Genomic DNA, 22,920 nt, shown 5'->3' with positions numbered 1-22,920 from the left:
TTACACGCTTATAATAAAACTATTGTTTCTACTCATCCTTCTATTTTTGGAGCATATGAGTAGAAAAAAGTAAAAACCTCTTATGGACATAAGAGGTTTTTACTTTTTTTCATTATTCAGCGTCTGTATTTTGATACGCCATCTTAAACAACTTCACTTGGCTATCAATTTCTTCTGTACTACCATTAATAACATAATAGTAATCACCATCTTTATTTTGTTCACGTGTTTTCACATTATCAGCTAATGTAAGCTGTAAAATCGCCTTAATTCGTGCCTTCATTTCAATATCTAATATCGGGAAAGATATTTCCACTCGCTTCTCCATATTTCGCGTCATCAAATCAGCTGAAGATAAATATATTTTCTCCTCCCCATTATGATGGAAATAATAAATACGGCTATGTTCTAAATATCTTCCAACAACACTAACTACACGAATATTTTCACTTACATTTGGAATACCAGGTCGTAGGCAACATGTTCCTCGAACAATGAGCTCTACCTTTACTCCAGCTTGTGATGCTTCGTACATTTTTTTTATTAACGGTTTATCTGTTAATGAATTCATCTTAGCGATAATATATCCATTTCCATATTGCCTATGATAACGGATTTCTTCATCTATTAAATCCATAAATTGCTCTCTTATATCAAATGGAGCAACCGATAAATGATGAAAATGTGGCTTTGTTGTATAACCACTTAAATAATTAAAGAAATTGGTTGCATCGACCCCAAAATCTTTTCTTGATGTAATATATCCAAAATCAGTATATAACTTCGCTGTTGCATCATTATAGTTCCCAGTTCCGAGATGTACGAACCTTTCGATTTTTCCGTTTTTTCTCCTTACAACTAGCGTAATTTTACTATGTGTTTTCAAGTGACTGACACCGTAAATAACATGACAGCCTGCCTGTTCCAATTCTTTAGCCCAGTGAACATTGTTTTCTTCATCAAACCTTGCCTTTAATTCAACTAATACCGTCACTTGTTTTCCCTTTTCAGCCGCTATCTTTAACGCCTGAATAATCGGTGAATCACCACTTACACGATATAACGTTTGTTTAATCGCAAGTACATTCGGATCGTCTGCCGCATCACGGACAAAATCAACTACCGGCTGAAATGATTCAAAAGGATGATGTAATAAAATATCATGCTCAATTGCTTTTTCAAATACATCTTCTTCATCACCTAAATCTTGAGGCGGTTGCGGAATAAGAGCTGGATATACAAGATGTTCATATAAAGGAGCTAGTTTTTTATATAAAGAAAACAAACATGTTAAATCTAATGGGCCATCCATTATATATACATCTTCATCTTTTACTTCCAGAACCTCATATAATAACGCTAATACTCTTTCATCAATGTGTTCTTTCCCAACTTCTAAACGTACAGCAGCCCCCCACTTACGCTTTTTTAATTCTTTTTCAATTACCTTTAATAAATCTCTCGCACCTTCTTCATGAATCGTTAAATCTGCATTGCGTGTAATACGGAAACGAGTAACAGATGATACTGTATATCCCGTAAATAATTTATGAGTAAAGCTACTAATTACGTCTTCTAATAAAATAAATTTATGCTTTTGCCCTTCACTCGGTAAAATTATGAAGCGCTCAAGTAATGAAGGAACTTGTACAATCCCTAACTTCGTCCTGTTTTCTTCTTCTGCTTGCTTCTCATCATATAAAAGAGTAGCCAAATTCAAACTTTTGTTTAATAACATTGGAAATGGGCGATATGCATCAATAGCTACAGGAGTTAACACCGGAAAAATTTGCTCGTCAAAATACTCTTCTATAAATTCTCGCTGCTCTTTCGTCAAATCATTGAATGTTAAACGTTCAATTCCCTCTAACTCAAGCGCTGGTAATACATAATTTTTAAATGTATCATATTGTACTGTCATTAGTGCATGGGCTTTTATCGCAATTTTATTTAATTGCTTTTTCGGTGTTAAGCCAGCTTTATTTTCTGGTTGATTAAATCCAGCACTCACTTGATCCTTTAATCCCGCTACACGTACCATAAAAAATTCATCTAAATTCGAACTAAAAATACTAATAAATTTCAATCTTTCCAAAAGTGGATTATTTGCATCTTGCGCTTCTTGTAAGACACGTTCATTAAATGCTAACCAACTTAACTCTCGATTATTGTAATAAGCTGTATCATTTAAATTTACTGCATTCCCCTTCGATAATTCCATTCTCTTCACACTTCCCCTTGAAACTTTTTTACTATAATTTAGTTAATTTCATTTTATCAAATTACAATATTACAAAGTGTAAATTTTTCGTAAAGACATCCGTACAACCTAATGTTTTAGTTCAAATAATAAATTAATATTCGTTTTTAATACTCTTTCTAACTGTTTTTTTTGTTTTTCAGCTTGCACTTTTTCTGCTAAGGCAGACTGTTCACATAAAACTTTAAACGTTAATCCCTCTTCGCTTTCTGTTATAGATATGGTATCAACAAGCGATCGTTGCCTTACATTTAAAGCAGCTGAAAATTGTAAAACAGCTCCTAATAGGCGGATTTTTTTTTGTTCACTTTTATCAAACCAACCTTCAAATGGAGATAAATATTGTTTAAATAGCATTTTTGATTTATAAGATGCAATAAGTGCTAACCTCACTCTATCTTTATGCATCATGCCATCAATTGTCTTATTCGCTAATAAATAAAACGTATGTAAACGGCTCGCTTCTTCGTCTATATATTTGCCTATATTAAATACTTTCGCTGCTTGATGGAACACTTCCCAGTCTTTTACTGACATAGAAATAAGCCCTATTTCCTCAAGTTGTTTGCAAATTAGTCTTCCATGTTTAATAAGTTGAATAACAAATTCCATGTCCATTTCGTATTCATGTGATAGTAAATACAAACTTTCTTCAACTACGTTCGGATAATATGAAATCCCCAAATCTTTTGTCAACTCTTCATAGAAAACACCTTCTCTTAACCCTTTTCTACTTAATACAAATGCCGGTGCCTCTATAACATGAACAAGTGTATGAAATACTTCAACCGCTGGAATAATCGTATCTGCTCGATCTTTTGCCAATCCTTCCAATTTCTGAAGTTCTATGAACGACAATTTTTCCAATTCCTCTTTTACACTTTCAATATCTTCTTCTTTCATCTTGTATAAATGTAATCCTGCTATAGGATAACATATTAAATTTTGATGGATTTTTACTAAGTTCCTAGCACTACCACCAATTGCAATAAGAGGCAATTTCTTATTGATTAACCATGGTAACGTTCGAAATTGAGACTCTAAATACTGTTGCATTCCCTCTAACTCATCTTTAGTAGGAATATCACCTTTAATAAATTGTTGCTTTAAAGAAAGTGCCCCAAAAGGAAAACTATGGTACTCTAAAATCTCTCTATTTCTAAAGTATGTAACTTCCGTACTTCCCCCACCAATATCTACCGTTATTCCTTCTGAAAACGATGTAGAATTCATAACCGCCAAGTATCCGTAACGCGCTTCCTCATACTCTGATAATACTCTAAGAGTAAAGTCCGTTTGTCCTTCAACAAGCTTTTTAATTTCCTCTTGATTCTCCGACTGTCTAATTGTTGCTGTTGCAACACAAAGTACATGATGCAACTGATGGAATCTTGTACTTTCTTGAAATTGAAATAATGTCTGTAATAATACTTCTATTCCCTCTTCATTCAACACACCATCAATTAAGTAATTCCTTAACCTAGCAACAACTTTCGTATTTTCAATCTCTTTATAAAAACCTCCATTTTGCTTTTCATAAATAACTAAACGCATTGTATTAGATCCAATATCTATAATGGCATACTGTTGTTTTAATATTGCTTTCAAACTTCTCACTCTTTCATTATCAAATTTCAAAAACATATTCTATTACTATTATACAAAATAGTTGTTTTTTGTAACAATATTGCTTTAATATTGAAAATATATACAATCACTTTTTGCGTATAATAAATACCTATTTTATTTATGGTATAATAATGAAAAATTGAAAGGAGATTCAATATGAAACCTTCACAACCACAATCTCAATTACAAAACCAACATTCTATTAATCGACTAGCTCAATCTATTTTCGTTGTGAATCGTCATGCTAAAGCAGCTACTAATCCTAAATATTTATACTGGTTAAAAAAGACAACTTTAGAACGTTTGATTGCTGAAAAAAAAGCAATTAAAGAAGGATTGCATTTTTCTAGAAACCCACGTTTTAGCCAACAACAATCTGATGTCCTTATACGTTTAGGCGATTATTTTTTCCACATCCCTCCTACGAAAGAAGATTTTCGAATTCTACCGCATCTTGGTCATCTTGAATCCTCCTATCGAAATCCGAAAACAACCTTATCTTTAACAGTAGCAAAAAAAACACTTCAAGATTATATTGGTCCTGAAGCATTAAAACAAGAAAAAAAATTAAGTGAGCCTGTTCCATGGTATAGTCGTACTTATACAAAAAAATAAAACAGTTTGGCCAAGTGTAGGCCAAACTGTTTTATTTTTTCTCTTCTTTAATTTTAATATTTGCTTGTTTATAAAAAGCTACTTTTTCTGTATTATAAGACTTTGTAAATTCATTAAATTTATCTTTTTCTGACTCAATATCCTTATAAGATTGATTTACTACTTTTACTTTTTCACTAATATCTTTTAATTTAGTACCTTTATCTTGTAACATTGTATATAACTCTTTTTCTTGTTTTAAAGATTTGTTATAGCTGTCATACATTTTATTAAATGAATCGTGGCGTTTCTCATACGTGCTTTTCACTTTATCAGCTTGATCTTTCAATTTCTTATCTTCAATTTTCTTCACATACTTATCAGCTGACTTCACTTCTTCTTGCGCTTTATTTAAAACTTCTTTTTCTTTTGTAAGCACTTTTTCTCGTTCAGTTGTATTTTTCACTGCTTGATTCAGTTTTTCTTTAACAGTTTGATTATTATCTTTTCCTTCTTGCACAATCTGGTTATATAATTCTTGTCCTTCTTTCTCTAAAGTCTCAAGTTTTTTTGCATCTTCAAACATTGTTTTTTCTTGTTTAGCAGCGTTTTCAAACGCTACATATAATTCTTCTTCTGGTTTCGGACCGAAACAACCGGCTAATAAAATCATTGATAATGTAGTTACAATTGCTAATTTACTATATTTCAACATCTCTTCCTCCTACTTATAAACGACCATCGTGTAATATAAAAAAGTTATAAAATATGTAATTGTTCTATACACTCGCATCTTTTTTACGAAGATCATTAATATTGTTTGTACAAATTATTACTTGATATTACATTATTCTTTTTGAATTATTTAGCAATTCCATATCCATCTTTAAGTATACTACTTCGTGTTTTTTAAGGCCTGTTCACACTATGTATTACTTTCATATCCACGGAATTTCACCTCAGTCTTAATAAGACTATAATAGTTCACCTGATAAAAGGTGATCGCTCCGCTCTCACGTCTATCATTCCCTTTCCAGCTTTCTATCAATTAATCTCTTTGTTCATTTTACACAGTACAATCGATATCTCGCAACAACTTACAAATATTCTTTTCATTTCCTAAAAAGGAAAAGTGTAGAGCTTGCTTTCCTCTACACTTTTAAAATAAAACACACTGTGCAAATTGCATTGGCACTACCATCATAATTATATGCTTATTTCATATATTTTTAAAGACTTTTATTACAAACGTGGCGTTTTTTTGTAATAAAAGTCAAAAAAATGTTACAAATAAAACATCTTCCTATCATATATCTTCAAATCAAAGCTTCACTCATTTTCTTGCAAATTTCTATACTGGTACAATTGATTTTGCGACTTTCTCAACAGTTCTTCAAACGTTTTTCCTTCTACTGGATAGCTAGCTGCTCCAAATAAAAGAGTGACACTGAGTAAATCACCTTCTATTTCACTTTCAATATTTTTCATTAATCGTTTTGTTATTGTTGATGTTTCATGACCATTATCAATTGCTACAATAACGTACTTATTTTCATCCCACTTTGTAACAACATCGCCCTTCCGAATTGTCTTTACAATGGTACTCTCTAATTTTTGTACTAACACTCCCAACTTTTTTTCTTGCAACGTGTCTTTTAATCCTTCCCATTCTTTTACAGAAAGAATGTACACTGTAATATTACGAGAATCTCTTTCAGATAAAGCAGCTACTTTCCCAAAAAAATCAACAACAAAATCATTGCTTGCCATTCCTCCTACTTCCATACCCATACGCTCGTTTGTTCTTTTATCGTACCAATGTCCAAAATAATAACTTAGTATCATTTGCAATATATAAATAATAAAGACGGTATAAAATGATCGTGAATCCAGTTTTGCAATTACATCCTGAAGTGCAATCCATTCTGTAACTGCCACAGTATTGCCAAGCAATAATCCACTAATTTTTCCTTTATGTTTCATACTTTCCCCCCTTTTATACCAATATATGTTTCTATATCAATAATGTTTTTCTACAAAATAAAAAATGTACATATGCAATGTACATTTCTGCTTAAGCTTGTATACCTTTTCTACTCTATTTCATATATATAATATATAACTTTTATAGAAAGGAGTAATCTATATGCTACAAAAAGAGAATCTATCAGATGCTATGCGTTTACTAGCTGGTTTTCTATTATCATTAAAATTATTATTTACCTCTTTCGGGATACACTTTATTACAAACGATCAAATCGACGCTATTGTTAATGTTGTTTCATTTTTATTTATTCTATACTTTGGCTACAAAAATAACTATGTAGGAAAAAAAGGAATGGAGCAAAAGAAAATACTCAAAAAACACAACCTTCACTAAAAAAGGAACCTTTTGTACAGGTTCCTTTTTATCATTGACGCACAACAACTTCATTTGTTTGCAGTGGGCCATATGATATCTCTTTATCTTGAAATGTATATGTAGCCTGAAAGAATGTTTGTTTAAGAGCTTTATCTTTATTAGCTTTTATTTTACAACGTAGTTCCACCTTCTCATTTGGTAACAAATCATCAATTCGCCATCTAACAAGCTGGAATAAAAACTCACTTATCCCCTTATCAACTTTTAAAGAATTAGGAATATAAGCAAAGTAATCTCGAATCATATGACTTACAACAACTCTCGAAATCATTTCTACCCCTTTATTTTCCACTTCAATTCTCATAATAAGTATGTCGTTTACATCGTAGGTCAATTCATACGAAAATTGTTCTGTATACATACTACCAATTTGTAATGTAACGGCTACTTGAGGAAATTCGTTTTCCTTTTTCGATCCGTCAATCCACAATACTGGTTGTAGCGGTATTGAATACTTTCCTGTATCCGAAATTCGTCCCCATATTTTCATAATATATATTCACCTCATTTCAGATGTAACATACACACAATGAATTCCCCAAATTACTAAAGCTTGCTACAAGCAATGTTTAATATTTCTCTTCCTTTTATCCTATTCGACAATATGAAGAAAAAACCATTTTTCATCTATTAACAGAAGGTGTTCTTTATGAAATTTTTTTACAATTTACTTCATTCCCTTCATAGCAATATTCAGTATGGCTCACTCGTTCTCTACTCATACGAAAGAATATTTTGACGTAAGAAAAAGTTTGCCTTATAGTCAAATTTGACTATAATATTCTTTATGGCATATCAGTGCACTTATGGAAAAGAAATTAAAATCAACTATACATTAAAATTTTTTATCCACTGCACTCAAAACTTAATATAGTTTACTTATTTCTAAAGGAGGGTTATATTTGGAAACTCAACCATTAAAAAAAGAAGCCAACAAGACAAAATTTGTTGTTGCTGGTTTACTGCTTGGTATATTAATGGCCGCAATGGATAATACAATCGTTGCAACCGCAATGGCAACAATCGTTGGAGACCTGGGAGGATTTGATAAGTTTGTTTGGGTCACATCAGCTTATATGGTAGCAACAATGGCAGGGATGCCTATCTTCGGGAAACTTTCTGATATGTACGGGCGGAAACGTTTTTATATTGGTGGCCTCATTCTTTTCTTATTCGGTTCTGCGCTCTGCGGAACAGCTTCAAGCATTGAGCAATTAAGTATTTATAGAGCTATTCAAGGGATCGGTGGTGGTGCCCTTATGCCTATCGCCTTCACAATTATGTACGATATCTTCCCACCAGAAAAACGCGGGAAGATGACAGGACTATTCGGTGCTGTTTTCGGGACATCTAGTGTATTCGGTCCTTTATTAGGTGCTTATATTACAGACTATATAAGTTGGCATTGGGTCTTCTATATCAATATTCCATTAGGACTTATCTCCTTTTTCTTCATTACTAAATACTACAGTGAGTCTCTAGAATTTAGAAAACAAAAAATTGATTGGGCTGGTGCTATTACACTTGTCATAAGTATCGTTTGCTTAATGTTCGCATTAGAACTTGGTGGTAAGGAATATGCCTGGAATTCTACTGTAATTATTGGCTTATTTACAACAGTAGTTATTACGCTTATTATTTTCTTCTTTGTAGAACGAAAAGCAACCGAGCCTATTATTTCATTCCATCTATTTAAAAAACCTTTATTCGCAGCTAGTCAAGGAGTTGCCTTTTTCTATGGTGCCGCTTTCATTATCTGTACAGTTTATATTCCAATCTTCATTCAAGGCGTCCTTGGAGGTTCCGCCTCTAATGCTGGATTAATTTTAACACCAATGATGGTTGGTTCTGTAATTGGAAGTCAAACGGGAGGACAATTAGCTTCTCGAACAAGCTATCGTAACATTATGATGGTATCTGGTGTCTTCTTCGTTCTTGGTATTTATTTATTAAGTACTTTAACAATGGACACACCTCGTTTACTCGTAACACTATTTATGATTCTCGCTGGGCTTGGTGTTGGTTTCTCATTCTCAGTATTAAGTATGTCTTCTATTCACAAGTTGGAAATGCGGGACCGTGGTTCGGCGACATCAACAAACTCATTCTTCCGATCACTCGGTATGACTCTTGGTGTAACGATTTTTGGTACAATTCAAAATCATATTTTTACAGATAAACTAAACTCTGTATTCCCCCCTGAACTAGCAAAATTAGCTCCAAAAGGCGGAGACACAAGTTTCTTATTATCACCAGGCGCTACCGCAAAAATTCCTGCTGAAATATTAGCGGGTATTAAGGAAGCTCTCGCTACATCTATTGCGAACACATTCTTCTGGGCACTCATCCCGGCTGTACTAAGTATTATTTGTATTTTACTTATGGGAAATGAACGCCTCTTTACAGGCCCTAAAAAGAAAGAAAAACAAAAGCAAGTTAGTTAATATAAAAAAGAAGCGGCATATCCCTTTATGAAAAAGGATATGCCGTTTATAATATGTATAAAGTGAAACTTTAATCAGTGGGGGGTCATCCCCCACTGATTAAATCGGGTTTTTACAGGCAGTTAATCCCCACCTAACTTCTTTGCTTCCGCTGAATTTTTGGGTGGGAATCTTACTGCCCACAAATAGCGGGATAAAGTTTTTATATACAGGAGTTGAGACAGCATGAGCATGAAATTAGTCATTCTCGGCTTGCTACTTGAAGGAGATAAACATCCATATGAAGTGCAGCATATTATGAAAGAACGACAAATGGATTGTTACATTAAATATGCTAAAGGATCACTTTATTACGCCTTCGAGCAATTAGAAAAGCAAGGCGCAATTCATATTACAAATGTAATTAGAGACACAAATCGACCTGACAAAACAATTTTTCATATAACAGAAGAAGGTAAAAAACTATTCCACACTTTACTATTAAAACAATTCGAAGCCAAAAACCAAATATATAAACCTATTTATTCAGCTTTATCTTTCGCTCACTTTAGCAATGATCACGAATTAGTTCCTATTTTAGAAAAAAAGAAGAACGATACTCTTCAATATTTACATACTATGCAAACGATATATGATTGTAATAAAGGAAAGGTTCCACGTGCACAACTATATATTTTGCAAAGTGTAATTGAGCATATTACAGTTGAATTACAATGGCTAAACACTCTCCTTAAAGATGCTATAGCAGGTCGACTTTCAGAGGTTGCTATAGATGAAAATTGAGCTATGAAAGAAGACATCCCTACTTCTTTCATAGCTCAATTTCTCTTTTCATACTGTAATATTATTAGTTACTCCAGAATATAAAAAGTAAGAATAATAAGAAATAAAAACTTTTGAATTTTCTTATTTTAAAACAGTAGACAAAATTCCAAAAATTGTGTTAGAATTTGTTTCAATATCATATCGCTTGTTAAATTCCTTTCAAAAGGAAAATAGGTACACGAAAGTTTCGTTTCGTGTTTAAAAGGGAAGCTTGGTGAAACTCCAACACGGTCCCGCCACTGTAAATGCTGAGATTTCTTTTTGGTGCCACTGTGAAAACGGGAAGGTGAAAGAAATTATATGAAGCATAAGTCAGGAGACCTGCCTGTTTTAACAACACTGATAGATTCACGGATGATGATGAGGTGTTAAAACAAAAAGGAAGGCTTATTTTCTATGTCTTTGTACTTTTTGTTATAGGTATTTCCTAGTAAACGGAAATGCTTACTTTCAATTAGGGAGGAATTTAAAATGGCAATTCAAACAAGTAACTTAGGTTATCCACGTATCGGACTACAACGAGAGTGGAAAAAAACATTGGAAGCTTTTTGGTCCAATAAAATCGATGAAGAACAATTTTTAACAACAATGAAAGAAATTCGCCTTCAACACGTAAAAGTACAGCAAGAAAAAGGGATTGAACTCATTCCAATTGGCGACTTTACATATTATGATCACGTTTTGGATACTGCCTATATGCTAGGATTTATTCCATCACGTTTTTCTGAGTTTACATCTTACCTTGATGTATATTTCGCAATGGCGCGTGGCTCTAAAGATCACGTAGCTTCCGAAATGACAAAATGGTTTAACACAAACTATCACTATATCGTTCCTGAATATGAAGAGGGATTACAAATCTCTTTAAAAGATAATCGTCCACTTCGCTTATACGAAGAGGCAAAACAAGAATTAGGAGTAGATGGAAAGCCTGTTATTTTAGGACCATATACTTTCTTAAAATTAGCTAAAGGCTATACACAAGAACAATTTCCTACCATTTTAAAACAATTAGTTGCACCTTACGTACAACTGCTTTCAGAACTACATGCAGCTGGTGCACCAGCCATTCAAGTTGATGAACCGATTTTCGCTTCTTTAACTAAAAAAGAAGTTCAACAAGCAAAAGAAATTTATGAAGCTATTCGTAAAGAAGTTCCAAATGCGACTCTTCTTTTACAAACATATTTTGATAGCGTAGAAGAAAACTATGAAGAAATTATTACATTCCCGGTATCCGGTATTGGATTAGATTTCATTCATGGTAAAGAAGGTAATCTAAATGCTATTTCAAAATATGGATTCCCAGCTGATAAAACTTTAGCTGTCGGTTGTATAGATGGCCGTAACATTTGGAGAGCTGACCTTGATGAAGTTCTTGAGTTATTTACAACGTTACAAAAACAAGTCCAAACGAAAGATATCATCGTTCAGCCTTCTTGTAGCTTATTGCATACACCAATCGATAAAACAGAAGAAACTCACTTATCGACTGAGCTGTTTGATGCGTTAGCATTTGCAAATCAAAAATTAGAAGAATTAGTTCTTATTCATTCCGCTCTCACTCAAGGTACAGAAAGCATTAGTAATGAGCTGGAAACATATCGAAACGTACATCATACAATTCGTTCATCTGCTGCACGTAACCGAGAAGATGTCAAAGCAGCACGAACAGCACTAAAAGAAGAAGATTTTTCACGTCCTCTTCCATTTGAAAAACGATACGAATTACAACAAGTTGCTCTAGAGTTACCGCTATTACCAACAACGACTATTGGTAGCTTCCCGCAAACAACTGAAGTTCGTCAAACGCGAAAAGAATGGCGTAACGGTGTTATTTCAAATGAACAATATGAACAATTTATTGAAAAAGAGACAGAAAAATGGATTCGTTACCAAGAAGAAATTGGGCTTGATGTCCTTGTACATGGTGAATTTGAAAGAACTGACATGGTCGAATATTTTGGTGAGCGCCTTGCTGGTTTCTCATTCACTAAAAACGGTTGGGTACAATCATACGGTTCCCGCTGCGTAAAACCACCTGTTATTTATGGTGATGTAGCCTTTATTAACGGCATGACTATTAAGGAAACAGTTTATGCGCAAAGCTTAACAGAGAAAGTTGTAAAAGGAATGTTAACCGGACCTGTTACAATTTTAAATTGGTCCTTCGTTCGAAATGATATTCCAAGAAAAGAAGTTTCGTATCAAATTGCACTAGCTCTTCGTCACGAAATTGAACTACTTGAATCTTCCGGAATTAGAGTAATCCAAGTCGATGAGCCCGCACTTCGTGAAGGAATGCCACTAAAAGAAAAAGATTGGGATACTTATATTACATGGGCAGTACAATCCTTCCTTTTAGCAACTTCTTCTGTAGCAAATGAAACACAAATTCATACTCATATGTGTTACAGTAACTTCGAAGATATTGTTGACGCGATTCGCGCATTAGATGCAGATGTAATTTCTATCGAAACATCAAGAAGTCACGGAGAATTTATTGATACATTAAAACATACAACATATGAAAAAGGCATCGGCCTAGGTGTATATGATATTCATAGCCCACGTGTACCGAGTAAAGATGAAATGTATAAAATCGTAGAACAATCTTTAGAAGTATGTGATCCTAAATATTTCTGGATTAATCCTGATTGTGGTTTAAAAACGAGAAGAACAGAAGAAGTTATTCCAGCTTTAGAACATATGGTGCAAGCAGCGAAAGATGCTCGTTCCCTTTTAAAAACAAACGCATAACAAAAATGGGTTATCCTTTTCTCAGGATAACCCATTTTTTATTCTTTACTTTCAAAAAAGAATTCATATTGTATTTTATATAATTCATCATCCGTTGGCTCTTCAAGAGGAATTGCTTGTAATACAACTGTATACTCACCATTTGGAATAGGTATTTGAAATTTATTAGAAAGAATACTCGTTATAACGATACTTTCATTTTCAACTGTAAAAGGAACCGTAATCGTTCTAACTACTTCTTCTTTTTCAATATGTTTCCCTGGGGTCACTTTCACTTCACAAGTATAATCAGAAAGTGCTTCAAAAATAACAGTTCCATCTGCCTTAGCATAACCTCTTTCAAAATCTTCATCAGTCCAATCTACATAAGGCTGCTCACCGTCATAATTCATCAACATTAATTGCGAATAAGAAATCGTTAACTCCATAGTTCCCCTTCTCCTTCATTATGAAATATACAACTACTACTTCACTTCAAATTTTACTCGCGTACCATCTGGGTATTTATCTAACTTATTCCCTACCCAAGAGCCTGCTCCGCGGTTATCCGCCGGACTTATATATTCAATATGTGCTCCTTTTCCGCCTTCCTTGCACATCGCCATTGGCCATTCATCACGATCATACCCTTTTTTTGATGAATATGGTGCTAACGACAATTTCCTTCTATCTGCAGCACCACCACGATCGATTGTACAAACTTCTGAATGCCCTTCTTTTATAGCATCCGTAATATGTTTTCCTGTCTCTGGATAACGTTCTTTCGGAAATTCTAACACTTGATCATACGTATTCGTTTTCTTTACACTTGTTTCCTCTGGCACAAGTACTTCATAAACTGCTACTAAAATAGACAGAATTGCGATAATTGAAATGATAATACCTTTTAATTGCTTCATGTATACCTCCATGTTTCTACCAGTTTCTTTTCCTCCGTTATTATAACAAACTTCTCCTGTATATGTTTTCAGACATTATTTTAGTTATTCCTTGCCATTCCGCCAAAAATTTTCATTTTTTCACTAATGCTGTAGAAAACTAATAGCCTTCCGACATTCTTTTTCAAAGGAAGTCCTCATAAAAGATTGAAATGATATATACGATACTTTTTGGGGAGGAAATATGATGGAAGCTACCTATAAAACGAAAGATGTCACGAATAAAACAGGCATCCCAAAACATATAGTTCGCAAATATAGTCAACTGTTAGAAGAACATGGTTATATGATTTCCAAAACAGCTGATGCTCGTATTTATAAACTTGATGATTTAAAATTATTGAAATCTATACACGAAAGAGCTGCTACATTACAAGAAGATATTTCAGAAACGATACCGATTATTTTAAAAGAAAAAGAGGCCCCACCTGTACCAGTTATACAAGATAAGCAAGAGATACAAACGAAAGAAAAAGAAGATGGGCGTAACTTTGAGGAGTTCATGTTAAAACTTGAAATGCTAGCTCAATTAAATGAGGCAATTATTCATCAAAATTCTACTTTAATTACACAAAATCGTTTAAAGGATGAGAAACTAGACGAATTGATGCAACAAGTTTATGTAAAAGAAGGCTCTCAAGAAAAAATGCTTCAAGAGTTAGTCGATCACGCCGCTCAAACAGATGCACTGCAAAAAGAAAAGATGGACTTATTAATGAATCATATGTATAAACGAGAATCCAAACAGGAAGAAAAAATGAATAAACTTGTTAGTCAAATTTATAATAAAGACAGTAACCGTGATGCACAGCTTATGCAAGTTATTCGAGAAATTCAAGAAACAAAAAGAATGGTTGCTGCCTCAAAAGAGCAAAGCTTCTTTCAATCATTTAAAAGTTTATTTAGCCGAGCAAAACAAGAAAAAACAAATGAATAAACAATATAAAATAAAAAGTTACCTTTCATCGGTAACTTTTATTCCTTATTTTGTACAGCTGGTAATATAATAATTGCTTCAGTGCCTTTTCCACTTTCACTCTTATATTCCAATGTACCATTATGCGCTTGTAAAATACTAAATGTTACCATAAGTCCTAATCCTGTCCCTTTTTCTTTTAAAGAATAATATGGTTGCCCAAGCCTTGCTAACTGTTCATTCGTCATACCAACACCACTATCTTTAACTCTTATTATGATTGTTTCGTCTTTTTGAATAGCTGTTACTTTTAAATATCCTTTATTTCCTTGAATTGCTTCAATACCATTTTTAACAACATTCATAATAGCTTGCTTCAATTTTGTCTTATCACCAATCGTATAAAGACTTTCTGAAATTTCAACTTGTAAATATACACCTTGCATCGCTGCAAATGACGACATGAGAGTGGTCATTTCTATTAATTGGGCTGATAAACAAATGTGTTCTTTTTTCTCAATTTGCGGCCTTGCTAAATTTAAGTAATCTGAAATAATTTGTTCCGCCCGATCCAATTCAGCTAATACGAGACGCATATAATCCTTATTCTTCACATCTTCCGTACTTTCTAGCAATTGGATAAATCCACGAACAACAGTTAGTGGATTTCGAACTTCATGTGCCACACTTGCTGCTAACTCACTTACAATATTAAGCTTTTCTGATTTTTGCATCTCTGTACGTAGCAATGCATTTTCATTTAAATATTCAGTTAAATACACCTGAAATACCATTGTCATGACCATGATAAGCGAGGCAAATATAAATCCGCTATATATTTGCGAAATATACGGTGTAAATCCTGTTTCCAAAAGAACATTAATCATGCCTAATACTAAAGAAACAAGCACATAAAATGATGAAATCATAAATGCTAAAATTAATTTCTTATCCCTTGAAAAAAGAGACCATTTCTTTGATAAAAATAGCGGAACTATCAATAAAAATATTACTTCTAAAACTGGAAGAAAGCTCATTCCCTTTAGTAACCATTCGTATGCAACAAAAATAACCGCTGGGATTAAACCAACAATCCCACCATATAAAAAACCACTGACAATTGGAATGGGGTGAAAGTTATACCCACACACATTGCCAAAACAAATAGAGTATGTCATGGAGAGAACGAGCGTAACGCTAGATAAAAACATAATAAAGTAACGATTTGGCTTCGGAGGCATTTCTTGATAGCGATTTAAACGAATCGCTTCATATAAAAATAGTGGCAAAATTATGATGGCAATTTGAATCAATAAATCACGGATAAGCTCCATAACCTCTCATCCCCTATATGTATTTTGATATGATTATATCATTTTATAGGTGTATTTGTTTTAAAATTTTGATTTTTCTTAACATATTTGTTAATTCTTTGTTAACAACTCATAATAATTGTTACAGATTTTCGAAATGATTGTAAACCCTGTACCAAATTTCTTTCGTGCAGTATACAATGAATACGGATTACAAAGAAAATATAAAAATACTTTTTTAGACGGACAACTATAGCAAAATACAGCATATAATCCATACTATCTATGTTTACAAATAAGTGATCATTACTTTAGTAGGAGGAAGATAAATATGGCGGGTACTACGCTTGTTTTAAAAGAAGAAAATTTGGTTGTTCTAGAAAATGTTGAAAAATCAGTATATGAAGAGTTACAGCATAAAGCGGGAGAAGAAAACTGCACATGTGCTGTGAACGAATCAGTTGTTCACCTTGGCAAGGTATCCTCTGTACTCTGGAATGAAGATGAAATAGATTGGGAATACGGATATTAAAAAGTCGCTTATAGCGGCTTTTTTTCTCTTTTCTCTCTCTTTCTAAATAACATATACAAAGCGTAATCATAGAAAATATGATAAAATGAACTTAATTTTCAAACGGAAGAAAGGGAGATACAATGGAACAATTCATTAACCCTAGAGTGAAGGATATCCAAATTTCTGGAATCCGTCAATTCTCTAACATGATTCAAAACTATGATAATTTGATTTCTTTAACAATTGGACAACCCGATTTCCCTACACCTTCTCTCGTGAAAGAAGCGGCAAAACGGGCGATTACAGAAAACTATACAAGCTATACACATAACGCTGGTTTACTAGAATTACGTAAGGCAGCTTGTAACTTCGTAAAAGATAACTACGATTTACATTACTCACCTGAAAACGAAACCATCGTTACAATCGGTGCTAGCGAAGCAATTGATGTTGCATTCCGAACGATTTTAGAGCCAGGAACAGAAGTAGTTTTACCTGCTCCTATTTATCCAGGTTACGAACCCATTATTCGATTATGCGGTGCAACGCCTGTTTTTGTAGATGTTCGTGAAACTGGATTTCGTTTAACAGCTGAAGCGCTTAAAAATGCTATTACAGAAAAAACAAGATGTATCGTACTACCGTATCCTTCTAATCCAACTGGTGTAACTTTATCAACAGAAGAGCTAAAAGATATTGTAGATGTTTTAAAAGATAAAAATATTTTCGTCCTTTCAGATGAAATTTATAGCGAGCTTGTATATGAACAAAAGCATACATCTATCGCTCATTTCCCAGAAATGCGTGAAAAGACAATTGTCATTAACGGTTTATCTAAATCACATTCTATGACTGGCTGGCGTGTTGGACTTTTATTTGCACCAAGCTATTTAGCAGGACACATATTAAAAGTTCATCAATATAATGTAACGTGTGCTACTTCAATCGCTCAATACGCTGCAATTGAAGCATTAACAGCAGCTAAAGACGCACCAAAAATGATGCGCCACCAATATAAAAAACGCCGTGATTACGTATATAATAGACTCACTCAAATGGGATTAACAGTTGAAAAGCCAACAGGTGCATTTTACTTATTCCCATATGTTGGTCATTTGACATCTTCATCATTTGATTTTGCACTTGATCTTGTCAAAGAAGCGGGACTAGCTGTAGTTCCTGGAACAGCATTCTCTGAATACGGTGAAGGCTACCTTCGCTTGTCCTATGCGTATAGTATCGAAACTTTAAAAGAAGGCTGCGACCGATTAGAAGCCTTTCTAATGAAAAAAGCTAAGAGTTAAACTCTTAGCTTTTTTATGCATAATGATCACAAGTTTGACGTTTTAGTAATTTATGAGGAATAATGATACACTTTGCAGTGGATTCTGCATTCTCTACTTTATCAACTAAAGCTTTTGCTGCCTCATATCCTAGCTGATAAATATTCACATCAACTGTCGAAAGTGGAGGGCTCGCAATTTCTGATAATAAAGCATTATTAAAGCTTACAATAGAAACATCTTTCGGTACAACGAATCCTTTTTTAGAAAGAGCACTTAACACACCAAGTCCAATTAAGTCATCCGTCGCCATAATTGCCGTTGGCGGTTGCTGCAGTCCCATTAATTCCTCAACAGCTTGTTGACCACTTTCCCTCGAAAAATCAAAATGTAAAATATATTCTTTTGGTAATACAATGTCTGCTAATTTCAAGGCATCACTCATACCAGCTAAACGATCTCTCGTTACAAGTAAATCTGACCCACCACCAATGAACGCGATTTGCTTATGCCCTAATGAAATTAAATATTCTGCCACTTCTCTTGCAGCTGTATAATTGTCATTATCTACATATGTAATTTCATCTTTTCGATCATATGGTTTTCCTATTAAAACAAACGGGAAATTTTGTTCATGTAAATATTGAATAATCCGATCATTCTCCCTTGAATATAAAAGAATAATGCCACCAATTTGGCGTCCCTGTACCATCTTTACGACACCATTAAAAATTTCCTCTTCCGTTTCACCTGTCGACATGTAAAGCGCATAACCTTCTACGTGTGCAAATGAACTAATCCCTCTTATAACTTCTGGGAAAAATGGATTTTGAAAAGCTTTACTTGCAGAACTTGGCATAACAAGACCAAGTGTTTTCGTCGTTTGGTTCGCAAGATTTCTCGCATTTAAATTGGGATGATACCCTAATTCACTCATCACTTTCCTAACACGGCGCTTTGTCTTTTCACTTATACTTGGATTATCAGCAATTACACGAGAAACTGTTGATGGTGCCACATTCGCTTGCTTCGCCACATCTTTAATTGTAACTGTCATAAAAATCCCCCTCCTCTCATTTCTCTGCCATTTTTCATATATTTTATCTCGCACTCATTGCAAGTCATAAACTTTCATTTCTTATATCTTGCAAAACTAATCCTATTCTCCCTCTTCATGTATTGTAAGGGATATAGCTATTTTTTCCTATACTATAATATACTATTTATTTCACTTCTTTTCACATGTGATGTCAAATCTCTTTTCATCTCCCTATAAACTTATTTATAGGGAGATGAAAAGAAAAATGGGACGTAATGTCCCATTTTTCATCCTTTTGTACCTCCAGCTGTTAAACCGGAAACAAAATATTTTTGTAGTGATAGGAATAAAATTGAAATCGGGATCGCAATTAACACAGAACCCGCTGCAAACGTTGTAAATTCATTACCGAATTTTTTCGCAACCATTTCATATAATCCAACTGCTAAAGTATAATTTTCTGGTGTTCGCAAAATGATACTCGCTAAAATGAAATCTGTAAATGGACCAATGAAAGTAAATAATGCTACAACCGCTACGATTGGCTTTGCAAGTGGCATAATGATTTGCCAGAAAATACGGAAATGCCCTGCTCCATCCATTCGAGCTGATTCATCTAGTTCTTTCGGAATCGTATCAAAATACCCTTTCATAAGCCATGTATTCATCGGAATTGCTCCGCCCACATAAATTAAAATTAATGCAAGATGTGTATCAAGTAATCCTGTTAACTGAGCTAATATATATAGTGCGATTAACGCTGCAAAATTCGGGATCATTTGCAGAATTAAAAATGTTAATAAACCATTCTTTCTTCCAACAAAACGATATCTCGAAAATGCATAAGCAGTAAAACTAATGGCTAGTACAGAGAAAATCATAGTCATTACGCTAACTTTCAAAGTATTTTTATACCAAAGTAAGTAATTACTTGAATCGAGATCAAGTAGCTTGCGATAATGATCTAATGTGGCATTTTTTGGAATGATACTTGACCCAGATAAACTATCTCCTGGATTAAACGATGAGCCAATTATCCATAGTAATGGATAGAAAACAATCGCACACATTATGAAGATAACTAAATAACTTAATGAAAGACGTAGCATCTTTTGTCGTTTAATATTCATTTACATCATATCCTCTTCTTGGAATGATTTTGTTCTCTTAAATTGCCATAACGCAACTGTAATAACGATTAACGATAAAATCATTGTAAGAGCTGCTGCTTTGCCGTATTGAGCCGAAGTCATCGTTAACTTATAGATCCATGAAATTAAAATATCCGTTCCACCTGCATTTTGTCCAGACACAGCAGGTCCCCCGTTATTAAATAGATAAATAATACTAAAATTATTAAAGTTAAACGTATATTGCGTAATTAATATTGGCGCTGTTGCGTATAACACTAGTGGCAATGTAATTTTGCAGAACTGTTGCCAAGCAGTTGCTCCATCTACTGTAGCCGCTTCATATAATTCTCCTGGAATCGATTGCAGTATACCTGTTGTCATCGCAAAGACGAACGGGAAACCAAGCCACGTTTGAATCATAATTAAAGCAATCTTTGACCAAAACGGGTCTGTCATCCAAGCAATCTTTTCAATTCCGAATAAAGCTAATACTTGGTTATTAATTGCTCCAAATGTTTCATTAAACATACCAGCAAATACAAGAATAGATACGAATGCTGGAACAGCCCACGGTAAAATAAAGATTGTTCGAATAATTGCCTTACCTTTAATACCAGGCTGATTTACGATAATCGCTAAAAAAATACCAAGTGCAACTTGTAATGTTGTTGCAACGAATGTCCAAATGACAGTCCAAGAAAATACACTTAAAAATGTATCTCTCCACATCGGTAATGTGAAAATATCAATAAAGTTTTTAAAGCCCACCCAATCTACTAATTTAGCTGGAGGAGAATGATATAAATCATAGTTTGTAAATCCAATTAAAATTACGAAGATGATTGGAAATACGACAACAAAGATAAGTAGTAGAAAACCTGGTGAAACCATTAAATAAGGAAAGCCTTGATCTAACAAATTACGGTATTGCTCTTTTACAGAATTTAACGGTGTTCCAATATCACGTTTCTTCCCATTTTGATATGCATCATATAAGTTAAATGCATATATGCCAAGCCCAAAAGCGATAACGATAAGCGCCAAAATCCCTTCTACTAATAGAAAGACGGAATGGTCACGTGGAACTTCTGTACCGAGCGTTACAATGCCCCATAATCCCATATTTAATAAATCAGCAAAGGCTACAATAAATGAACCTGTTAATACTAGAAAAATAAGACCTTTTACAAATTGTTTATTATACATTTGGCCCACGCCTGGAATGATTGATAACATGGTTGCCACTTTCCTATGCTTTGAATCATTTAACCCTTTTGCAGGTTCCATAGATGTTTGCATGTTCCTTCCCCCTTTTTTCTTCCCACATGGAAGGGAGAGAATTCGTGCCCCTCATATTAGAGGCACGAATTTCACCTTATTTTTTCTTACTATGATTTGCCTCAATATTACCTTTAATTTGTTTCACTGCACTATCAAGTGCGGATTTTGGTGCTTCTTTATCTGATACAACTAATTGAAGCGCATCTCCAGCTGGTTTCCAAACTTCTTGCATTTCTGGAATATTTGGCATTGGAATTCCATTTTCAGATTGCGTCGCAACCGCTTTTGCAGCCTCATTTTCTTTAATGATTGGATCTTCCATTACTGATTTTACTGGTGGAATTTCTTTCGTTTTCTCAAAGCGAATTTTAGCATTTTCTTCATTTGTAACCCACTCAGTAAATTTTGTAGCTAAATCATTTTGTTTAGAGAAGCTTGTTACATGCCATCCTTTTACGCCAACGAACGTTTTCATCGGTTGACCATTTGGTAATTTAGGCATTGGAGCAACACCATAGTCTATTCCAGCCTTTTCCATCGCTTGGAATGCCCATGGACCATTCATAATAGATGCTGCTTTTCCTTCATTAAATAATCCATCTGCAGCTGAACCACCAGATTCACCGATAATACCTTTGGGGAATAACTTTTCTTTATACCATTTTTGAATATATTCAGCACCTTGTACCGCACCGCTATTATTTAATCCAATATCATTTGCATTTGGCTTTCCATCTTTTTCACCAAATACATAACCACCCATACCTGCCATAAATGCATTAGCAAAGTAGAAGTTATCTCCTAATGCTAAAAATCCATATTTTCCATCTTTCGTAAAGTCTTTTGAGAAGTTAAACAGTTCATCCATCGTTTCTGGCGCTTTTTGCATCATTTTTTTATTATAAATAAAGACTGGTGTCTCAATTGCTTTTGGTAAACCATATATTTTTCCGTTATATGTTTGTGCTTCTATTGATAAATTAGTAAATTTACTTTTTACTGTATCATCTACTTTCACTTCTGAAAGTAGCCCTTCTGTTACCGCATTACCAATATGATCATGTGGCAATGTTACAACATCTGGCCCTGTGCCAGCTGGACCGTCGAGACGAAGTTTTTCTATTTGTTTCGTCATCTGAACCTCTTCAACTTTTACTTTCACATTATATTTCTTTTCAAAACTTTTCACCGCTGGCTCTAGACCCACACCTTTTTTCTCATCTTCCCAAACAAGAAGATCATAGTCTTTTTTCGCTTTACTTTCCTCTTTTTCCCCTGAATCTTTCGGTCCACATGCAGATAACATACCAATAGATAATGCTGAAACCGTTAATAATGATAATGCTTTCTTCATCCCAAAAACCTCCCTAAATTGTCTATGTACCTTAGTAACTGAAAACGTTTGCATTTAATAGTTTAATTGAAGCGCAAACAATATCTCAAGTCTATGAAAACGTTTGCGCTATTTGTCTATCATTATACATTCTTTTATTCATTTTGCAAATATTAATTTAAAAATTATGTCATTATACTCTTTATACATTGACTTTATATGAAATGAATACTACT

The 22,920-nt window shown here is 33.8% G+C and carries 20 protein-coding genes and 1 riboswitch; of the genes, 8 read left to right on the top strand and 12 right to left on the bottom strand.

The annotated features are described in order from the left end of the window. Positions 1 to 112: 112 nt before the first annotated feature. Together MR136_RS03795 and ppx are read right to left on the bottom strand one after the other, a co-directional pair. Complete coding sequence (locus MR136_RS03795; RefSeq protein ID WP_061457668.1) at positions 113 to 2,221, bottom strand: polyphosphate kinase; 2,109 nt, start codon at positions 2,219 to 2,221, stop codon at positions 113 to 115. A 108-nt stretch (positions 2,222 to 2,329) separates the two neighbouring features. Continuing rightward, positions 2,330 to 3,904 carry an exopolyphosphatase gene (ppx, locus tag MR136_RS03790; RefSeq protein ID WP_004407438.1) on the bottom strand — a complete coding sequence of 525 codons (1,575 nt, stop codon included), beginning with the start codon at positions 3,902 to 3,904 and terminating at the stop codon, positions 2,330 to 2,332. Between the two features lie 141 nt (positions 3,905 to 4,045). On the opposite strand from ppx, the gene MR136_RS03785 reads away from it, so the two are divergent. Then, entirely contained in the window at positions 4,046 to 4,504 is a 459-nt protein-coding gene (locus tag MR136_RS03785; RefSeq protein WP_000804870.1) for a YkyB family protein, read from the top strand. Between the two features lie 31 nt (positions 4,505 to 4,535). On the opposite strand, the gene MR136_RS03780 is transcribed toward MR136_RS03785, so the two are convergent. Beyond that, complete coding sequence (locus MR136_RS03780) at positions 4,536 to 5,198, bottom strand: YkyA family protein (RefSeq protein WP_000922498.1); 663 nt, start codon at positions 5,196 to 5,198, stop codon at positions 4,536 to 4,538. Between the two features lie 614 nt (positions 5,199 to 5,812). Further along, positions 5,813 to 6,466, bottom strand: coding sequence for a diguanylate cyclase domain-containing protein (locus MR136_RS03775; RefSeq protein ID WP_000680820.1), 654 nt, complete (start codon positions 6,464 to 6,466; stop codon positions 5,813 to 5,815). Positions 6,467 to 6,629: 163 nt separating this feature from the next. Here MR136_RS03775 and MR136_RS03770 point away from each other — a divergent pair, with 163 nt between their 5' ends. After that, positions 6,630 to 6,863, top strand: coding sequence for an SPP1 phage holin family protein (locus MR136_RS03770; RefSeq protein ID WP_000939448.1), 234 nt, complete (start codon positions 6,630 to 6,632; stop codon positions 6,861 to 6,863). 31 nt (positions 6,864 to 6,894) lie between these two features. Here MR136_RS03770 and MR136_RS03765 read toward each other — a convergent pair whose 3' ends face one another. Next, the gene (locus MR136_RS03765) at positions 6,895 to 7,395 is read right to left on the bottom strand and encodes a hypothetical protein (protein WP_000708120.1); all 501 of its coding nucleotides are present in this window, start codon (positions 7,393 to 7,395) and stop codon (positions 6,895 to 6,897) included. Positions 7,396 to 7,807: 412 nt separating this feature from the next. On the opposite strand from MR136_RS03765, the gene MR136_RS03760 reads away from it, so the two are divergent. From MR136_RS03760 to metE, 3 genes are all read left to right on the top strand, one after another. Next, on the top strand, positions 7,808 to 9,349 hold the full coding sequence (locus tag MR136_RS03760; protein WP_000449912.1) for an MDR family MFS transporter: 1,542 nt from the start codon (positions 7,808 to 7,810) through the stop codon (positions 9,347 to 9,349). A gap of 225 nt (positions 9,350 to 9,574) precedes the next feature. Then, positions 9,575 to 10,132, top strand: coding sequence for a PadR family transcriptional regulator (locus tag MR136_RS03755; protein WP_000062063.1), 558 nt, complete (start codon positions 9,575 to 9,577; stop codon positions 10,130 to 10,132). A gap of 197 nt (positions 10,133 to 10,329) precedes the next feature. Beyond that, a riboswitch (cobalamin riboswitch) is annotated at positions 10,330 to 10,517 on the top strand. A gap of 128 nt (positions 10,518 to 10,645) precedes the next feature. Then, complete coding sequence (metE, locus tag MR136_RS03750) at positions 10,646 to 12,934, top strand: 5-methyltetrahydropteroyltriglutamate--homocysteine S-methyltransferase (protein ID WP_001007609.1); 2,289 nt, start codon at positions 10,646 to 10,648, stop codon at positions 12,932 to 12,934. Between the two features lie 38 nt (positions 12,935 to 12,972). Here metE and comJ read toward each other — a convergent pair whose 3' ends face one another. Continuing rightward, a complete protein-coding gene (gene comJ, locus MR136_RS03745; RefSeq protein WP_000424030.1) occupies positions 12,973 to 13,362 on the bottom strand; it encodes a competence protein ComJ in 390 nt (129 codons plus the stop codon). A gap of 36 nt (positions 13,363 to 13,398) precedes the next feature. Next, positions 13,399 to 13,833, bottom strand: a complete 435-nt coding sequence (nucA, locus tag MR136_RS03740; protein WP_061457673.1) for a DNA-entry nuclease — start codon at positions 13,831 to 13,833, stop codon at positions 13,399 to 13,401. Positions 13,834 to 14,059: 226 nt separating this feature from the next. On the opposite strand from nucA, the gene MR136_RS03735 reads away from it, so the two are divergent. Then, positions 14,060 to 14,809 carry a DUF3967 domain-containing protein gene (locus tag MR136_RS03735; RefSeq protein ID WP_000388471.1) on the top strand — a complete coding sequence of 250 codons (750 nt, stop codon included), beginning with the start codon at positions 14,060 to 14,062 and terminating at the stop codon, positions 14,807 to 14,809. Positions 14,810 to 14,847: 38 nt separating this feature from the next. Here MR136_RS03735 and kinB read toward each other — a convergent pair whose 3' ends face one another. Then, on the bottom strand, positions 14,848 to 16,122 hold the full coding sequence (gene kinB, locus MR136_RS03730; RefSeq protein WP_000420370.1) for a sporulation sensor histidine kinase KinB: 1,275 nt from the start codon (positions 16,120 to 16,122) through the stop codon (positions 14,848 to 14,850). A 310-nt stretch (positions 16,123 to 16,432) separates the two neighbouring features. Here kinB and MR136_RS03725 point away from each other — a divergent pair, with 310 nt between their 5' ends. Continuing rightward, complete coding sequence (locus MR136_RS03725; protein ID WP_000929280.1) at positions 16,433 to 16,633, top strand: hypothetical protein; 201 nt, start codon at positions 16,433 to 16,435, stop codon at positions 16,631 to 16,633. Between the two features lie 122 nt (positions 16,634 to 16,755). Next, positions 16,756 to 17,919 carry an aminotransferase A gene (locus MR136_RS03720; protein ID WP_061457675.1) on the top strand — a complete coding sequence of 388 codons (1,164 nt, stop codon included), beginning with the start codon at positions 16,756 to 16,758 and terminating at the stop codon, positions 17,917 to 17,919. A gap of 13 nt (positions 17,920 to 17,932) precedes the next feature. Here MR136_RS03720 and malR read toward each other — a convergent pair whose 3' ends face one another. From malR to MR136_RS03700, 4 genes are all read right to left on the bottom strand, one after another. Next, positions 17,933 to 18,955 carry a maltose operon transcriptional repressor MalR gene (gene malR, locus MR136_RS03715; RefSeq protein ID WP_000219053.1) on the bottom strand — a complete coding sequence of 341 codons (1,023 nt, stop codon included), beginning with the start codon at positions 18,953 to 18,955 and terminating at the stop codon, positions 17,933 to 17,935. Positions 18,956 to 19,224: 269 nt separating this feature from the next. After that, positions 19,225 to 20,067 (bottom strand): maltosaccharide ABC transporter permease MalD, encoded by an 843-nt coding sequence (malD, locus tag MR136_RS03710; protein WP_001022603.1) that lies wholly within the window; start codon positions 20,065 to 20,067, stop codon positions 19,225 to 19,227. After that, positions 20,068 to 21,369, bottom strand: a complete 1,302-nt coding sequence (malC, locus tag MR136_RS03705; RefSeq protein ID WP_061457678.1) for a maltosaccharide ABC transporter permease MalC — start codon at positions 21,367 to 21,369, stop codon at positions 20,068 to 20,070. A gap of 76 nt (positions 21,370 to 21,445) precedes the next feature. Then, positions 21,446 to 22,705 (bottom strand): extracellular solute-binding protein, encoded by a 1,260-nt coding sequence (locus MR136_RS03700; RefSeq protein ID WP_061457680.1) that lies wholly within the window; start codon positions 22,703 to 22,705, stop codon positions 21,446 to 21,448. Between the last annotated feature and the right edge of the window lie 215 nt (positions 22,706 to 22,920).

It is taken from the genome of Bacillus cereus group sp. BfR-BA-01311 (assembly GCF_022664295.1).
In the GTDB taxonomy this organism is placed as follows: Bacteria; Bacillota; Bacilli; order Bacillales; family Bacillaceae_G; genus Bacillus_A; species Bacillus_A cereus.
Note: the sequence above shows the minus strand (reverse complement) of the source record. Positions and strands in the feature narration are given on the sequence as shown.

Bases quoted from the DNA above. Each gene is read 5' to 3' on its own strand.
- MR136_RS03795 (WP_061457668.1), bottom strand. From the start codon at position 2,221: ATGGAATTATCGAAGGGGAATGCAGTAAATTTAAATGATACAGCTTAT.
- ppx (WP_004407438.1), bottom strand. From the start codon at position 3,904: ATGTTTTTGAAATTTGATAATGAAAGAGTGAGAAGTTTGAAAGCAATA.
- MR136_RS03785 (WP_000804870.1), top strand. From the start codon at position 4,046: ATGAAACCTTCACAACCACAATCTCAATTACAAAACCAACATTCTATT.
- MR136_RS03780 (WP_000922498.1), bottom strand. From the start codon at position 5,198: ATGTTGAAATATAGTAAATTAGCAATTGTAACTACATTATCAATGATT.
- MR136_RS03775 (WP_000680820.1), bottom strand. From the start codon at position 6,466: ATGAAACATAAAGGAAAAATTAGTGGATTATTGCTTGGCAATACTGTG.
- MR136_RS03770 (WP_000939448.1), top strand. From the start codon at position 6,630: ATGCTACAAAAAGAGAATCTATCAGATGCTATGCGTTTACTAGCTGGT.
- MR136_RS03765 (WP_000708120.1), bottom strand. From the start codon at position 7,395: ATGAAAATATGGGGACGAATTTCGGATACAGGAAAGTATTCAATACCG.
- MR136_RS03755 (WP_000062063.1), top strand. From the start codon at position 9,575: ATGAGCATGAAATTAGTCATTCTCGGCTTGCTACTTGAAGGAGATAAA.
- metE (WP_001007609.1), top strand. From the start codon at position 10,646: ATGGCAATTCAAACAAGTAACTTAGGTTATCCACGTATCGGACTACAA.
- comJ (WP_000424030.1), bottom strand. From the start codon at position 13,362: ATGGAGTTAACGATTTCTTATTCGCAATTAATGTTGATGAATTATGAC.
- nucA (WP_061457673.1), bottom strand. From the start codon at position 13,833: ATGAAGCAATTAAAAGGTATTATCATTTCAATTATCGCAATTCTGTCT.
- MR136_RS03735 (WP_000388471.1), top strand. From the start codon at position 14,060: ATGGAAGCTACCTATAAAACGAAAGATGTCACGAATAAAACAGGCATC.
- kinB (WP_000420370.1), bottom strand. From the start codon at position 16,122: ATGGAGCTTATCCGTGATTTATTGATTCAAATTGCCATCATAATTTTG.
- MR136_RS03725 (WP_000929280.1), top strand. From the start codon at position 16,433: ATGGCGGGTACTACGCTTGTTTTAAAAGAAGAAAATTTGGTTGTTCTA.
- MR136_RS03720 (WP_061457675.1), top strand. From the start codon at position 16,756: ATGGAACAATTCATTAACCCTAGAGTGAAGGATATCCAAATTTCTGGA.
- malR (WP_000219053.1), bottom strand. From the start codon at position 18,955: ATGACAGTTACAATTAAAGATGTGGCGAAGCAAGCGAATGTGGCACCA.
- malD (WP_001022603.1), bottom strand. From the start codon at position 20,067: ATGAATATTAAACGACAAAAGATGCTACGTCTTTCATTAAGTTATTTA.
- malC (WP_061457678.1), bottom strand. From the start codon at position 21,369: ATGCAAACATCTATGGAACCTGCAAAAGGGTTAAATGATTCAAAGCAT.
- MR136_RS03700 (WP_061457680.1), bottom strand. From the start codon at position 22,705: ATGAAGAAAGCATTATCATTATTAACGGTTTCAGCATTATCTATTGGT.